This window comes from Bradyrhizobium sp. 25ACV (genome assembly GCF_054863005.1).
Genome location: NZ_JAVAYO010000008.1, coordinates 308,054 through 322,225 on the forward strand (window position 1 = coordinate 308,054; position 14,172 = coordinate 322,225).

14 protein-coding genes are annotated in these 14,172 nt (G+C 63.5%); 3 read left to right on the plus strand and 11 right to left on the minus strand.

Annotation, left to right across the window (positions count from 1 at the left end):
* Positions 1–29: 29 nt before the first annotated feature.
* A complete protein-coding gene (locus RAD04_RS20885; RefSeq protein ID WP_028140641.1) occupies positions 30–1,118 on the plus strand; it encodes a Zn-dependent alcohol dehydrogenase in 1,089 nt (362 codons plus the stop codon).
* Positions 1,119–1,152: 34 nt separating this feature from the next.
* Here RAD04_RS20885 and RAD04_RS20890 read toward each other — a convergent pair whose 3' ends face one another.
* The 9 genes from RAD04_RS20890 to RAD04_RS20930 form a co-directional block, all read right to left on the minus strand.
* Positions 1,153–2,403 carry a hypothetical protein gene (locus RAD04_RS20890; RefSeq protein ID WP_461625253.1) on the minus strand — a complete coding sequence of 417 codons (1,251 nt, stop codon included), beginning with the start codon at positions 2,401–2,403 and terminating at the stop codon, positions 1,153–1,155.
* Positions 2,404–2,791: 388 nt separating this feature from the next.
* Positions 2,792–3,145: a nuclear transport factor 2 family protein gene (locus RAD04_RS20895; RefSeq protein ID WP_461625254.1), complete on the minus strand. Its 354-nt coding sequence runs from the start codon at positions 3,143–3,145 to the stop codon at positions 2,792–2,794.
* Between the two features lie 179 nt (positions 3,146–3,324).
* A complete protein-coding gene (locus tag RAD04_RS20900; protein WP_461625255.1) occupies positions 3,325–4,797 on the minus strand; it encodes an amidase in 1,473 nt (490 codons plus the stop codon).
* Positions 4,798–4,915: 118 nt separating this feature from the next.
* Positions 4,916–5,887, minus strand: coding sequence for an iron exporter MbfA (mbfA, locus tag RAD04_RS20905; RefSeq protein ID WP_028140637.1), 972 nt, complete (start codon positions 5,885–5,887; stop codon positions 4,916–4,918).
* Positions 5,888–5,953: 66 nt separating this feature from the next.
* Positions 5,954–7,102, minus strand: a complete 1,149-nt coding sequence (locus RAD04_RS20910) for an alpha/beta fold hydrolase (protein ID WP_461625256.1) — start codon at positions 7,100–7,102, stop codon at positions 5,954–5,956.
* A gap of 174 nt (positions 7,103–7,276) precedes the next feature.
* Positions 7,277–8,143, minus strand: a complete 867-nt coding sequence (locus RAD04_RS20915) for an MBL fold metallo-hydrolase (RefSeq protein ID WP_461625257.1) — start codon at positions 8,141–8,143, stop codon at positions 7,277–7,279.
* 102 nt (positions 8,144–8,245) lie between these two features.
* Positions 8,246–8,857: a glutathione S-transferase family protein gene (locus RAD04_RS20920; RefSeq protein WP_461625258.1), complete on the minus strand. Its 612-nt coding sequence runs from the start codon at positions 8,855–8,857 to the stop codon at positions 8,246–8,248.
* A 184-nt stretch (positions 8,858–9,041) separates the two neighbouring features.
* The gene (locus RAD04_RS20925) at positions 9,042–9,884 is read right to left on the minus strand and encodes a fumarylacetoacetate hydrolase family protein (RefSeq protein ID WP_183712963.1); all 843 of its coding nucleotides are present in this window, start codon (positions 9,882–9,884) and stop codon (positions 9,042–9,044) included.
* Between the two features lie 242 nt (positions 9,885–10,126).
* A complete protein-coding gene (locus tag RAD04_RS20930; RefSeq protein ID WP_461625259.1) occupies positions 10,127–10,978 on the minus strand; it encodes an MBL fold metallo-hydrolase in 852 nt (283 codons plus the stop codon).
* A gap of 127 nt (positions 10,979–11,105) precedes the next feature.
* On the opposite strand from RAD04_RS20930, the gene RAD04_RS20935 reads away from it, so the two are divergent.
* Positions 11,106–11,582, plus strand: a complete 477-nt coding sequence (locus RAD04_RS20935) for a DUF3775 domain-containing protein (protein WP_461615872.1) — start codon at positions 11,106–11,108, stop codon at positions 11,580–11,582.
* Between the two features lie 153 nt (positions 11,583–11,735).
* Here RAD04_RS20935 and RAD04_RS20940 read toward each other — a convergent pair whose 3' ends face one another.
* Positions 11,736–12,518 (minus strand): SDR family oxidoreductase, encoded by a 783-nt coding sequence (locus RAD04_RS20940; protein WP_461625260.1) that lies wholly within the window; start codon positions 12,516–12,518, stop codon positions 11,736–11,738.
* A gap of 204 nt (positions 12,519–12,722) precedes the next feature.
* A complete protein-coding gene (locus RAD04_RS20945) occupies positions 12,723–13,235 on the minus strand; it encodes a CvpA family protein (protein WP_461625261.1) in 513 nt (170 codons plus the stop codon).
* A 110-nt stretch (positions 13,236–13,345) separates the two neighbouring features.
* On the opposite strand from RAD04_RS20945, the gene RAD04_RS20950 reads away from it, so the two are divergent.
* Entirely contained in the window at positions 13,346–14,107 is a 762-nt protein-coding gene (locus RAD04_RS20950; RefSeq protein WP_461625262.1) for an SDR family oxidoreductase, read from the plus strand.
* Positions 14,108–14,172 lie beyond the last annotated feature (65 nt).

Here is a 14,172-nt window from a genome sequence, read left to right on the forward strand (position 1 = left end):
AAACCAAGAAACGCGACAGGGAGAGCTCGATGAAGGCCGCCGTCCTCTATGAAGTCAACCAGCCGCTCGTCATCGAGGATGTCAGCCTGCCGAAGCCGGGGCCGCGCGAAGTCTTGATCCGCACCACGGTCGCCGGGCTCTGCCACTCCGATCTGCATTTCATGGAAGGGCTCTATCCGCATCCGCTGCCCGCGGTGCTCGGCCACGAGTCTGCCGGAGTGGTCGAGCAGGTCGGCTCCGATGTCACTTACGTCAAGCCGGGTGACCACGTCGTCACTTGCCTGTCGGTGTTCTGCGGCACCTGCGACAACTGCACCACGGGCCGCACGGTGCTCTGCACCGACACCACGGTGAAGTTGCTGCCGGGCGCCTCAAACCGGATGCAGTGGTCCAAGCCTGAGAAGCTGCACCAGTTCCTCAATCTCTCGTCCTTTGCCGAACAGATGCTGGTGCACGAGAACGCGATCGTCAAAATCCGCAAGGAGATGCCGCTCGATCTCGCCGCGCTGATCGGCTGTGGCGTCATCACCGGCTATGGCGCGGTGGTGAATACCGCGAAGGTGACGGCCGGCGAGACCGTGGCGGTGATCGGCTGCGGCGGCGTCGGCATGGCCGCGATCAACGGCGCGCAGATCGCAGGCGCCGGCCGCATCATCGCCATCGACACCAATCCGGCCAAGCTCCAGCTCGCGACCAAGCTGGGTGCGACCGACATCATCAACCCCGCTGACGGCGACGTCGTGAAGCAGGTGCGCGATCTCACCAATGGCGGCGTGCACCATTCCTTCGAAGTTCTCGGCCGCAAGGAAACTGCCGAGCAGGCGTTCGGCATGCTCGCCTCCGGCGGCACCGCCACCATCGTCGGCATGATTCCGTTCGGCCAGAAGATCGAGCTGCACGGTTTTGATTTCCTGCGCGAGCGCCGGATCCAGGGCTCCTCGATGGGCTCGAACCATTTTCGCGTCGACATGCCGCGCCTGGTCGACTTCTACCTGCGGGGCCGGCTGCACTTGGAGGACTGGATCTCGGCGAAATTGAAGCTGTCCGAGATCAACGAGGGCTTTGCCAACATGAAAGCCGGCAAGACGCTGCGCAGCGTGATCGTGTTCGACAGCTAGCACAACCGACGCCGTCGTCGCCCGAAAACTGAAGTCAACGTGACGCGCCCGGAGCGTCGGCCGAGGCGCAGCGCGTCTCCTTGACGAGCAGCAGCGTCATGGCCGTGGCAAGTCCCGCGACGAGCATATACGCGACAGATACGTTCAGGCCGGCACCCGCGAACAGCAAATAGGAGAACAATCCCGCAGTCGACGCGGTGAAGCCAAGCCACGCAAATCTCGGAAAGCGAAATCCACGTTCGCCATGGCGAAGATCGAACACAAGGTAGAACACCAGAAAGGTGTTGCAGAGCGCGGCCGGCAACAGACCCATGACGATCTCGCTCTCGAATGCGAGGTAGGATAACACGCCATCGACCTGGGCAATCACCGCGAACGGCAGATAGCGCAGATTGAGGCAGGCCAGGGCGATCGCCGCAAGCTCGAAGCCGTAGAAATAGCGCTCGTGCATCTTCGGAAGCAAATACGGCATGAGGATCAGCGATACGCACGCGACCAGCAGAATGAACTCCGGCCCCGTCCGCCTGGACTGTGCGATGAAGATCGATAGGGCGAGCCCGCTCGCCGCCGCGAGCACGAGGCCGGCGGCGACCCCGACCGCGTACGGCGTTCCACCGGCGAACACCCAGACATTCGCTGCATTCATGGTCAGGTGATGAAATGTGTTGGCCTGGCCGAGATAGATTCCGAGTACGGAGACCAGGGGTCTGCCGGCGACGAGAACCGGAATGGCGAGGATCGCATAGGCTGCGGGAATAGCGGCAAGCCATGCCAGGTGGATCTTGCGGCGCAGGATCATGCCTAGCACGAACGGCCCCAGGAAGACGCCCTGGGCCTTCACCGAGCAGGCCACTGCGAATGGCAGAACGCCGTTTCGATCCCGCATGAACATCGTCACGGAGATCAGCGCGAAGAAGGTCCAGATCGAATCGGCCTGTCCCCACATTGCGCCGTTGAAGAGCACCGTCGGCGCAAGCCACACCGCGCAGAAGGCCAGGGACGCGCGCAACGGCACGCTTGTAACGCGCCAGACCATCCGGGCCACCACGATCGCGCAGCCGAACTCGAATATGGCCGAGATCATCTTCACGAGGGAAAGCGGCTGGCCTAGCCAATCGAACTGCGTGGCGATCAGCAGCAGGTAGCTGTAAAACGGCGTGTAGTTGGTGAAAGCCTCAGCCAGCCCGCCAATGCCGTGATCTCGAGCAAAAGTATACCAGGTGATGTACTCGGCGGCGTCGGCGGTTGCGTGTTCCCGCGCGAGGTAACGGAGCACAAGACCCATGATCGCGCACCCGATCGCTACCGCAATCGGAATGCGCCATCTCTGGGGCAGCGTCTCCTCTTGATTGACGCGACGATAGGGGTCGCGGAGCGCGCCTATCTCAATTGTATCGTTTGTCACGCAATCACTCTCGCCGGATTTGAGCGGTACCCTCGCCGAGGCTCAGAAGCACTCCGAGCTTCGCAGCGTGTCCTCGTGACATGCTCGAGATCGATGCCCTGAGGGACCTCTCGCCACTTGCAATTTTGACGGACGAACGATTGCCAGCTGGATAAATGTCAGATCAGCGGTTTGCCCATTGCTCGGGAAAAGATTGTTTGGTTAGCGATTTCTTTATGGCAGTCGTCGAATGCCCCGCGGCCCGAGGGTGCACGGCAGCGTGCTCGCCTCACCGCGACACGTGTGCCGACACCGCGAGCCACTTGCCATTTTGCTTCGCCCAGCAATCGGTGTAGCGCCCCGTCGCCTGCTGGCCATCCGCCATGGTGTAGCTCGTCGCGGCGTGGATGACGGCGAAGTCGCCCATGATGCGGATGATGACGTCGCGCTCTTTCAAGTTCCGGATCGCGATCGGCCGCGCCGTCTGCTCCAGGAAGGCGGCGCGGTCGACCAACGTCTTGTCGGGATTGGAGCAATAAAACTCCGTCGCCAGGATTTCGTCGAAGCGCTTGACGTCGCAGTTCTGCACGGAGGCAACGTAGTCACGGTTGAGGGCGGTGAGTTGGTCGAGGTCCTGGCTCATGGTGCTTCCTTTCCGTCATTCCGGCGCGCGACGCGCGAGCCCAGAATCGCGACGTTGTCTCCTCCGTCATTGCGAGGAGCCCGCGACAAAATTGCGAAGCAATTTTGCACTGGCGACGAAGCAATCCAGACTGTCGCCTCGAAAAACTCTGAATCGCTTCGCTTGCAATGACGGACGAACTAATCATTGAATAATGGCGGCGGCTGGAACCCGCCGAACTCACGCTCGATCAGTTCAGCGAGCTTGAGCGGCGTACGGTCTTCGAGGAAAGGGCCGATGATCTGGACGCCGACCGGCAGGCCATCCTTCGACAGGCCGAGCGGAACGGCCGTGGCCGGCAAGCCCGTCAGCGTGGCGATGCCGGGCCAGGCAAGCTGGTCCGGATAAACATGGTCCTTGCCGTCGATATTGATCCGGCGCTTCTCCTGCTCCGGCGAATGATCATGCGGATAGGCGGGGGTCGGCATGATCGGACAGATCACCGCATCGAATGTCCGGAACAATTGCCGCCACAGCGCGCGTAGCCCGGCGCGCGCGCCCTCGTCGAACACCCAGGCCTGATGGCTCGAGGTCATGCCGCGCAGGCGCTCGGCCGCAAGGCTCTTGTCGTCGGGCGAGAGTTGCGCCGCGCCGGCATGTGCGCCGGCGAGAATGTCGGGAGGGAAGAACGCGCCGAGGAAGCTCATCAGCATGCGCATGTAGAGACGTGAGGCCTCGCGGAAGTCCGGAAACAACGGGCTTTCGCGCGCGACGCTCGCGCCGGCGCCCGTCAATCGCCCGGCCAGCGTCTCGATCGCGCCGCGAATGTCGGCATTCGCAGGCAGCAACGGATGGCTGTCGATCACAAGCAGGCGGAAATCCTTCAGCTTGTCGTGGCGTGCGTCCGGGAGCGCCAGCTTGTATCCGATGCCGAGGTCGACCGGATCGGGACCGGCCATCACGTCGAGCAGCAGCGTCAGATCGGCTGCACTGCGGGCCATCGGGCCGATCACCGCCATATCGCGTTCCATCGGGACCGCCGGAAATGGCGGCGGCGTATGGCCGCGCGTGGGACAGAGATTGTACGTCGGCTTGTGCGCATAGACGCCGCAATGGAATGCCGGCACGCGCAGCGAGCCGCCGATGTCGGATCCGAGCGAGAGCGGTCCGTAGCCGGCCGCAAGCGCTGCCGACGAGCCGCCCGATGAGCCGCCGGGCGTGCGGCCGAGATCGTATGGATTGTTCGTCGTGCCGTAGATGTCGTTGTAGCTCTGCCAGTCTCCCAGGCCCACGGGAACGTTGGTCTTGCCGAGAATGACACCGCCGGCGTTCTTCACCCGGGAGATCGACAGCGCGTCCTCGGTCGGCTTGAAATCCTTTTGCGGCGTCCAGCCCCAGGTTGTGGGCAGGCCCGCGATGTTGAAGGATTCTTTCACCGTCACCGGAATTCCGAGCAGCGGTTTTCTTTCGCCGCGCGCCAGCGCCACATCGGCCTCGCGTGCCGCACTGCGGGCGCGATCAAAATCCCGCACGCAGATCGCGTTGACCTTGCCGTCGTGACGCTCGATGCGGTCGATGGCATCCTGTGTAAGCTCGACCGCGGAGACCTTCTTTGCGGTCAATGCGGCCGACAGCTCGACCGCGCTCTTGAAACTCCATTCCGATCTGGCCACGGCGCTTCTCCTGCTCTTGTTGTCGGAGGATCATGCGCAGTTTGCCCCAATGCTGCAACCGCGGTTTGATCGCGATTGATGTGCCGGTCGAGCCGGGGCATGACAGCGAGGGTGGGGCCTACGCCGCCCCAATCAATACGCCCACCGCCAGCACGATCGCGCCGCCGAGCACGATCTGGAACACGGCCTGGAGGAACGGCGTGTCCATATAGCGGGAGCGAATGAAGGCGATCGCCCACAATTCGAAGAACACGACGACGCAGGCGATCGCGGTCGCGATCCAGAACGCATTGGCCCAATGATCCGGCACCAGATAGGGCGCGGTGTGGCCGAGCCCGCCGAGCGTCGTCATCGCGCCGCAGGTGACGCCGCGCAGCCAGGGCGAGCCGCGGCCCGTAAGCGATCCGTCGTCGGACAGCGCCTCGGCAAAGCCCATGCTGATGCCGGCGCCGATTGATGCGGCGAGGCCCACCAGGAACGTCTGCCAGTTCTGGTGGGTGGCGAAGGCCGCCGCAAACAGCGGCGCCAGCGTCGAGACCGAGCCGTCCATCAATCCGGCGAGGCCCGGCTGCACATATTGCAGCACGAACATGCGGCGGTTGGTGCGATCCTCCTCGGCGCGGACGTCGGAATTCAGGATCTCGCCCGTCAGCTTTGCGGCGGTCTCCTCGTGACCTTTCTCGGCTTCGGCGAGATCGCCGAGCAGGCGGCGCACGCCGACGTCCTGGGCCTGTTCGGCGGCCTTCACGTAGAAGCGCTCCGCCTGCATCTCCATGGTCTCGACTTCCCTGCGGATGGCGTCGAGCGACAGGTTCTTGGTCAGCCAGACCGGGCGGCGGCGCAGGAATCCCTTGACGTCCTCGCGCCGGATCGGCGGCAGATGCTTGCCGAAGCGCTGCTCGTACAATTCCAGCAACATGTGCCGGTGACCGCGCTCCTCCTCGGCCATCTCCTCGAAGATCTTTGCCGTGTCCGGGTAACGCTCGCGGAGGTCCTCGGCGAAGGTCATATAGATGCGGCTGTCCTCCTCCTCGGAGGAGATCGCGACCGCAAGCACCTCGCGCTCGGTCAGATCGGCAAAATTCTTCACGGCGGCCCTGTATCGATAGTTTAGAATTATTCTAAACTATATAATGGGCCGGGGTTCCCGGTCAAATCAGGCCTTGCCGGCCTTGGCCAGGAAGTCGAGCAGCAGCCGGCTCACCTCGGCGGGTTGCTCCTGCTGCACCCAATGGCCGGCGCCGTCGACGAGATGGCAGCCCAGCATGCTTGTGCAGCCGCGCCCCTGCATCGCCTCGAACACGCCCGGACGCTGATAAGTGCCCCAATCCTGCTTGCCCGAGATGAAGCATGAGGGCACGTCGATGCTGCGTCCTGCAAACAGCTGCATCTCGCTATTGAGCATGCCCGACGTGCCGTAGCGATACCATTGCAGCCCGCCCTGGAATCCGGTGCGGCCATAGTCGGCGCTGTAATACGCGAGGTCGCTGTCCGGCAGCCATTGGTTGGCGGCGATCGCGGCGGGCGAGGGCATTTCCTTTGCCACGGTCTCGGCCATGGTCTGGTTCAGGTCCATCACGTAGTAGGTCGGCAGTTTCGCCAGTTCGTTCGCTGACCACGATGATAGCGGATAGGGCTTGTTGTCGGTCCAGTCCGCGCTCTTGTGATGATAATAGGCGCGCAGGAAATCATGCACGCCCTGCGGCGCGTGCTGCATGTCGGCGTTCGCCTCGCGTGTCGAATAGTACCATTGATAGTGCTTGCGCGGCCGCGGCAGCGCGGCGAGTTCGCGATGCACGGGGACTTCGGCGGGCGGCGTTGCCGGTGTGTCGACCGTATTGAAGGGCAGGGGCGGCGGCCCGCCGAACGGCGCGCTCATCATCGTCACAGAACGAAACACGTCGGGCCTTATCAGCGCGCACCAGGATGCGACCGGGCTGCCGAAATCATGCCCGGCCAGATCGACCTGCCTGTAGCCGAACGCCGACACCAGAGCGAGCGCGTCACGCACCAGGTTGAGCAGAGAGAACGGCGCGAGATCGCCGTCGTATTCCGCGCGCCATCCCGTGGTGCGGCCATAGCCGCGCTGGTCCGGCGCAATCACGTGATAGCCGGCCGCAGCCAGCGTCGGCATCACCTTGCGCCAGGAGAAGGCGAGCTCGGGAAAACCGTGCAGCAAGAGGAGGCATGGCCGCCCCTTGGTCTCGAACCCGGCCTCCAGCACATGCACGCGCAAGCCGTTGATACCGTCGACATAGCGCGAGCGGATTCCGGCGGGCAGGGGGATGTCGGGGAGTGCAGTCATCGTGTCTCTCCACTCGGGCAGAATCGTAGGGTGGGTTAGCCGCGCGGATTGCGCGAAGCGCAAACCGCTCGGCGTAACCCACCATTTCTGCTTCTGCAGCAACTAAAGAGGTGGGTTACGCTCAGCGTTTACGCTTCGTGCAGCCGCAGAGCTAACCCACCCTACGGCATCTCGCTAGACCGACTCACACAGAAACGCATTGCCCTTGCGCCGGATCTTACCGACCGAGGGCGAGGGGAAATGCGCGGTGCAGCACAGCGTGTCGGTGTCGCAATAGCGTTCAAGGAAGCTGCGGCGCGTTTTCGCCGCCGCGGCCGGATCGACGTCGAACTTGATCGACAGCTCCGGATAGAGCGTCTGCAGCGGCGAGTGCATGAGATCGCCGGAGAACACGGCATCGTCCTTGCCGCGGCCCATCGTGATGGCGATATGACCCGGCGTGTGGCCGGGCGTCGGCAGGATGCGGACGTGATCGCCGATCTCATGATCATTGCCGACGAGCTCGTGGCGTCCGGCCTCAACCACTGGCAGCACGCTGTCGGCGAAGGGGGCGACCTCGGCCTTCGCGTTCTGTTCGGTCCAGTGGTCGAATTCCTGCCTGGCGAAGACGTAGCGTGCCTTGGGGAAGGTCGGCACCCAGCGGCCGTTCTCCAGCCGCGTGTTCCAGCCAACGTGATCGACATGCAGATGCGTGCACATCACGAAGTCGATGTCCTCGACCGCAAATCCGGCGGCGCCCAGCCCGCGCAGATAGGTGTCGTCGGTCTTCATGTTCCATTTCGGCCGAGGTCGCGGCTTGTCGTTGCCGATGCAGCTGTCGACCAGGATGGTGTGATGCGGCGTCTTCACCACATAGGACTGAAAGCACAGGAGCAACACATCCTGGTCATCCAGCGCCTTGCTCTCGCGCATCCATGCCCGGTTCTCGGCCAGTACCTCGGCCGTCAATCCCGGCAGCATCTCCAGCGCCGGGACGAACGAGGTTTCCTGCTCGATGACGCGATGGATGGTGAGATCGCCGACCGAGAACTTCAGGCTCATGAGAACTCCGGTTGTACAGCATGATCCGGAAAGGTGTTCAGCGGTTTTCCGACAAGATCATGCTCAAGCAACATCCTAAAGCCCGATGATCTTCATCGCGCTTTAGGCAGCCGGTGGCACCGAGATCTTCACGGAGGGCCGCTCCAGCATCTTCTGGTGAAAGGCGTCGAGCTTCGGATAGGCCTTGCGCCAGCCGCAATCGGCGAAGCGGAAGTCGGCATAGCCGAGCACGCAAACGAGGCCGATCTGCGAGATGTCGAACGGGCCGTTCAGGACCTCGGGCATGTTCTCGAACCGCGCCATGCCGGTCCACGCCCTATTCCAATGGTCGTCCGACCACGCCTGCCATTGCAGGCCCTGCGGCCGCACCATCTTCTCGTAGCGGCACAGCAGCATGGAATCGAGCATGCCGTTGATCAGGGAATGATTGGTCTTGGCCTTCCAGCGCCGGGTACCGTAATCCGGGATCAGGCTGCCGCCGGCGATCTCGTTGAGATATTCGACGATGACGTAGGAATCCAGAATGACGTCGCCGTCATTGGTGATCAGCACCGGCAGCTTCTTCAGCGGCGTGATCTTCGAATAATCCTCATTGGCCGTGCCCGGCGCGACGCTTGCGGGCACGAGTTCGATCTTGTCGATCAACCCGAGCTCGATCGCGGCGATGCGCACCTTGCGGGCGAAGGGCGAGGGGGGGGAGAAGGTGAGTTTCATTGGAAATAACCTCTATCCAGGCACACAGTCCTCATCCTGAGGAACGCGCCTCTGGGCGCGCGTCTCGAAGGATGGACAACGAGGGACGCTCTCTCGTCGCCCGGCGCGAACGCCGGGCAACCGTGCTTGTGGCGCATCCTTCGAGACGCGCGCGTTGCGCGCTCCTCAGGATGAGGGCGGCGCCCTACGCCGCGATAATCTCCTGCCTCTGCTCGCCGAGACCCTCGATGCCGAGGCTGACGACGTCGCCGACATTGAGGAAGGTCGGCGGCTTCATGCCGAGGCCGACGCCGGGCGGGGTGCCTGTCGTGATGACGTCGCCGGGCAGCAGCGTCATGAACTGCGAGACATAGGAGATGCACTTGGCCATGGAGAAGATCATGGTCTTGGTCGAACCGGTCTGGCGGCGCTGGCCGTTGACGTCCAGCCACATCGACAGGTTCTGCACGTCCTTGATCTCGTCCTTGGTAGCGAGCCACGGACCGAGCGGGCCGAAGGTGTCGTGCGACTTGCCCTTGGTCCACTGTCCCAGGCGCTCGATCTGGAAGGCGCGCTCGGAGACGTCGTTGCAGACGCAGTAGCCGGCGACGTGATTCAGCGCGTCGGCTTCCGAGACATATTTCGCACGGGTGCCGATGATCGCGGCGATCTCGACCTCCCAGTCGAGCTTGGTCGAGCCGCGCGGCTTTTCGACCGCATCGTTCGGCCCGGACAGCGACGTGTTGGCCTTCATGAAGATGATCGGCTCGCTAGGGATATCGGCGCCGGTCTCCTTGGCATGGTCGGAGTAGTTGAGGCCGATCGCGACGAATTTCGAGATGCCGGTGACGGGGGCGCCGAACCGCGGCTTGCCGGAGACCGCGGGCAGCGAGGCGGGGTCGAGCGCCGCCAGCTTCTTCAGGCTCTCGGGCGAATAGGCCTCGCCGGTGAGGTCCTTCAGATGCGCCGACAGGTCGCGCAACTGGCCGGATTTGTCGATCAGGCCGGGCTTTTCCGCACCCTTCTCGCCATAACGAACAAGCTTCATTCTCGTTTCTCCCTAGGAATGGACCGATCGGTTAAACAGCTTCATGGAACAGGGCGACGGGAAATTCAACCGCCCAGAGCGGGGCGCATTGCAGCCCTTCCCTCGTGGCGTAGGCGGAGGATCGTAGGGTGGGTTAGCCGAAGGCGTAACCCACCACATCTGCCTCCGCGGGGACAGAAGAGGTGGATTACGCCGAGCAGATGCGCTTCGCGCATCTGCAGGGCTAATCCACCCTACGAAGCCTACGATTGCAGCGCCACAAACCTGAATGCCTCTCCATCCCGCCTGATATGCCCGGCCGAGAAATGGCCGCCGATCACCAAGGTCGGCGTGTCGGCAAAGCGGCCGAACAATTCGCGCCGTGTCCTTGCAGATTGGCTCTGGTCGGAATCCGCGGTCGAGGACCAGTCGAGATGCGCCATCTGGCAGGGGTGATGGGCGACGTCACCCGTGAGCAGGCCCTGTTCGCCGTCCGATCGGATGAGAATGCTCATATGGCCGGGACTGTGGCCGGGGGTCGGGATCATGCTGATCTCCTCGCAGAGCCGGTGATCGCTCGGGATCAGATCGGCCCGGCCGGCATCGACGATCGGCTTCACGGAATCCTCGAACACGGCTCGCTTGTCCGGCTCGGTCGAATGCTCCAGCCAGTGCTCGTATTCGGTCTTGCCGAAGACGTAGCGCGCCTTGGCAAATGTCGGCACCCATCGGCCGTCGACCAGCCGCGTATTCCAGCCGACATGATCGACATGAAGATGCGTGCACAGCACCGTGTCGATGCTGTCGGGCGCAAAGCCTGCTGCCATCATCGTCGCCAGGAACGGCGTGGTGCGGTTGTTCCAGGTCGGAACATTGCGGCCCTGCTTGTCGTTGCCGAGGCCGGTGTCGACCACGATGCGGCGCGAAGGCGTCTCCACCACCAGCGAATGGATCGACATTTTCAGCCGGCCCTCTTCGGTGGCGAAATGCGGGATCAGCCAGGGAAGCTTCTGGATCTCTGCGTTGCTCGCGAGCGGCAGGATGAAGCGGGTCGAGCCGACCGTCTCCAGCTCCACAACCTTGGTGATTTTGACCTGGCCGACCTTCCACTGCATCCGCCGCTTTCCCATGTTTTTGCCTTGATGCCGAAAGATGCGCCGTTTCCGTCATCGAGCGCAATGGATCATCTGACGCGGTGCGGCGTTATCGCGGGAACCCCAGGAAAAAGCCGAAGAGGAAGCCATGCCAGAGCTTGCGATTTCCGCGGAGAAAGTCGCCTTCATCATCGAGAAGGCGCGTGAATTCGACGTCAAGGAGGGGGATTCCGATCCGGATTCCGGCTCGAACCCGACCGATGACGACGCGGTCGACGTCCTCGAGGATGACGGCTCCGATCCTGTTGTCCAAGAGCTCGGCAGCTTCATGATCGCCTTGAACGAGGACGAGCAGCTTGATCTCGTCACGCTGACATGGCTCGGTCGCGGCGACGGCACCATCGATGACTGGGACGATTTGCGCGCCCGTGCGGTGGAGGCGCGCACCGAATATCGCAGCCCGCGCCGCGAAACGGTGCACTATCTGCTCGGCGAGCCGATGCTGGGCGATCTGCTCGCAGGCGGGCTCGACGAATTCGGCATCGACTGGACCGACGAGCGCACGACGGCCGACTCGTCCGACCCGAGCGAACGGGACGAAGACGAACCGACGAAACGGCGGTGATGATCGGGCTCTGACGTGTCCACATCGTCATGGCCGGGCTTGACCTGGCCATCCACGTCTTACTTTGCTTACTTTGCTGAACAAAGAATGTGGATGCCCGGGACAAGCCCGGGCATGACGATCTTTCGTGGAATGCGCCGTTGCGGATGCGATTTACAACGTCCCCGGGAACGCGCCGCCATCCAGCAGAATGTTCTGCCCGGTGATGAAGCCGGCCTGGGCGCCGCACAGGAAGGCGCAGGCATATCCGAACTCGTCGGGCTGGCCGAAGCGCCCGGCGGGGTTGAGCTTGGCGCGCTCGGTCAGGATCTGCTCGGCCGAGACGCCGCGCTTGTCGGCCTCGGCCTTTGCGGTGCCGGTCAGGCGATCCGTCTCGAACGGGCCGGGCAGCAGGCCGTTGATGGTGACGTTGTTGATCACGGTCTTGCGCGACAGGCCGGCGATGAAGCCGGTGAGGCCGGCGCGCGCGCCGTTGGAGAGGCCGAGGATATCGATCGGCGCCTTCACCGCGGCCGAGGTGATGTTGACGATGCGGCCGAACTTGCGCGCCATCATGCCGTCCACGGTCGCCTTGATCAGCTCGATCGGCGTCAGCATGTTGGCGTCGATCGCCTTGATCCAGTCGTCGCGGGTCCAGTTGCGGAAATCGCCGGGCGGTGGGCCGCCGGCGTTGTTGATCAGGATGTCGGGCTCGGGGCAGGCCTTCAGCACGGCTTCGCGGCCGGCCGGCGTCGTGATGTCGCCGACGATCTCGGTGACCTTCACATCAGGATAGGCTTTCCGGATCTCGTCCGCCGTCTTCTTCAAGGCTTCCGCGCCGCGCGCGGTCAGCGTGACATCAACGCCGGCCTCCGCCAGCGAGATGGCGCAGGCACGACCGAGGCCCTTGCTGGATGCGCAGACGATGGCGCGGCGACCTTTGATCCCAAGATCCACTGTTTCACTCCCGTAAATGTCAGGCAGGTTTTGGATGCCGCTATTCTAGCCAATATCGGTGCCGCTGATAAGGCATGGGGCTCGCATCAAAATGCATGCGCCTTGCCGCTAGCGATGCAAATGCGCAGGCATGATCCGGAAAAGTGCGTAGCGGTTTTCCGAAAAGATCATGCCCAAACAACAAAGGCGCGATCTTCTCGCGCTTCAGATCCGCCGCTCCTGCTTGAGGCGGTCGATCGCGGAGCCCGCTTCAGGGGGCAGCGACTTGAAGCCCATCTGACCCGCCGTCGAGAACAGCGGCCGCAGATGCGAGCCGTCGAGAAACGGCGGCTGTTTGTTGGCCGGCACGATCTGATCGAACACCAGCACCAGCGTGGTGGCGACGAGACCGACCCTGACGGCACCGAGCGCAGCGCCGCCGAGCCGGTCGCCGATGCCGGCGTTGCGGATCGTGTCGTTCAGCGCCAGGCGGCCGATATAGCCTAACAGCATGCCGACCACCACGAAGATGCCGAACAGCCAGATCCAGTTCTGCAGCAATGGCCCATTCGGGTTGCCGGCGATCTGCGGCACGATCAGCGGCATCAGCGCGACTGCGATCGGCGCGGCGAGCAGATAGGCGAGGATGGTCATGGCGCTGCGGAGCAGGCCGGTCCTGAAGCCGAAGCCGACCGCGATAGCGAGCGCGGCGTAGACGGCGAGATCGAAATTGTTCATCAGCAAAACCCGGCCTCGATGGAACGAATGAACGCCGGATCGATCATTCCGGTTTCAGATCGCTAAAATCGTCTGTATTGATGGCTCCAAGAGCGTAAGGGTTATCGCCAATGTCAGACCTATTTGACGTCAGTAAAGAAACCATCCTCGTCACGGGCGCGAGCCAGGGGCTGGGGCGGCAATTTGCGCGGGTGCTCGCCGCCCACGGGGCAGCCGTCGCGCTCGCGGCGCGTCAGGCCGACAAGCTGAAGAGCCTGGAGGAGGAGATCCGCGGCAAGGGCGGCCGCGCCGCTGCGGTCGCGCTCGACGTCACCGACACGGCCTCGATCGCGCGGGCCGTCGACGCGGCAGAGGCCGCGCTCGGTCCCGTCACGGTGCTGATCAACAATGCCGGCATCGCCATCGAGAAACTCGCCACCGAGCAGACCGAAGCGGATTGGGACGCGGTGATCGGCGCGAATCTGAAGGGCGCCTATTTCCTCGCGACGGAACTCGCGCGGCGCATGATCGCGCGCAAGCAGCAAGGCAACATCGTCAACATCGCCTCCGTGCTCGGCACCGGCGTCCTGAAGGCGGTGTCGCCCTACGCGATCTCCAAGGCCGGCATCATCCAGGCGACGAAGGCGATGGCGCTGGAGCTCGCCGGCCAGAACATCCGCATCAACGCGCTCGCGCCCGGCTATATCGACACCGAGATGAACCACGCCTTCTGGTCGACGCCGGCCGGCGAGCGCCTGGCCAAACGCATCCCGCAGCGCCGTGTCGGCGCCGAGTCCGATCTCGACGGCGCGATTCTGCTGCTGGCGTCACAGGCGTCGCGGTACATGACGGGGAGTGTGGTGACGGTGGATGGCGGGTTCCTGCTCAATTGAGCCCGGCTGTCGTCCCGGACAAGCGCGCCTCAAGCGCGCGCAGATCCGGGACCCATAGCCACAGG

Coding starts and splice junctions, on each gene's coding strand:
- RAD04_RS20885 (WP_028140641.1), top strand. CDS start 30: ATGAAGGCCGCCGTCCTCTATGAAGTCAACCAGCCGCTCGTCATCGAG.
- RAD04_RS20890 (WP_461625253.1), bottom strand. CDS start 2,403: ATGGGTCTTGTGCTCCGTTACCTCGCGCGGGAACACGCAACCGCCGAC.
- RAD04_RS20895 (WP_461625254.1), bottom strand. CDS start 3,145: ATGAGCCAGGACCTCGACCAACTCACCGCCCTCAACCGTGACTACGTT.
- RAD04_RS20910 (WP_461625256.1), bottom strand. CDS start 7,102: ATGACTGCACTCCCCGACATCCCCCTGCCCGCCGGAATCCGCTCGCGC.
- RAD04_RS20915 (WP_461625257.1), bottom strand. CDS start 8,143: ATGAGCCTGAAGTTCTCGGTCGGCGATCTCACCATCCATCGCGTCATC.
- RAD04_RS20920 (WP_461625258.1), bottom strand. CDS start 8,857: ATGAAACTCACCTTCTCCCCCCCCTCGCCCTTCGCCCGCAAGGTGCGC.
- RAD04_RS20925 (WP_183712963.1), bottom strand. CDS start 9,884: ATGAAGCTTGTTCGTTATGGCGAGAAGGGTGCGGAAAAGCCCGGCCTG.
- RAD04_RS20930 (WP_461625259.1), bottom strand. CDS start 10,978: ATGCAGTGGAAGGTCGGCCAGGTCAAAATCACCAAGGTTGTGGAGCTG.
- RAD04_RS20935 (WP_461615872.1), top strand. CDS start 11,106: ATGCCAGAGCTTGCGATTTCCGCGGAGAAAGTCGCCTTCATCATCGAG.
- RAD04_RS20945 (WP_461625261.1), bottom strand. CDS start 13,235: ATGAACAATTTCGATCTCGCCGTCTACGCCGCGCTCGCTATCGCGGTC.
- RAD04_RS20950 (WP_461625262.1), top strand. CDS start 13,346: ATGTCAGACCTATTTGACGTCAGTAAAGAAACCATCCTCGTCACGGGC.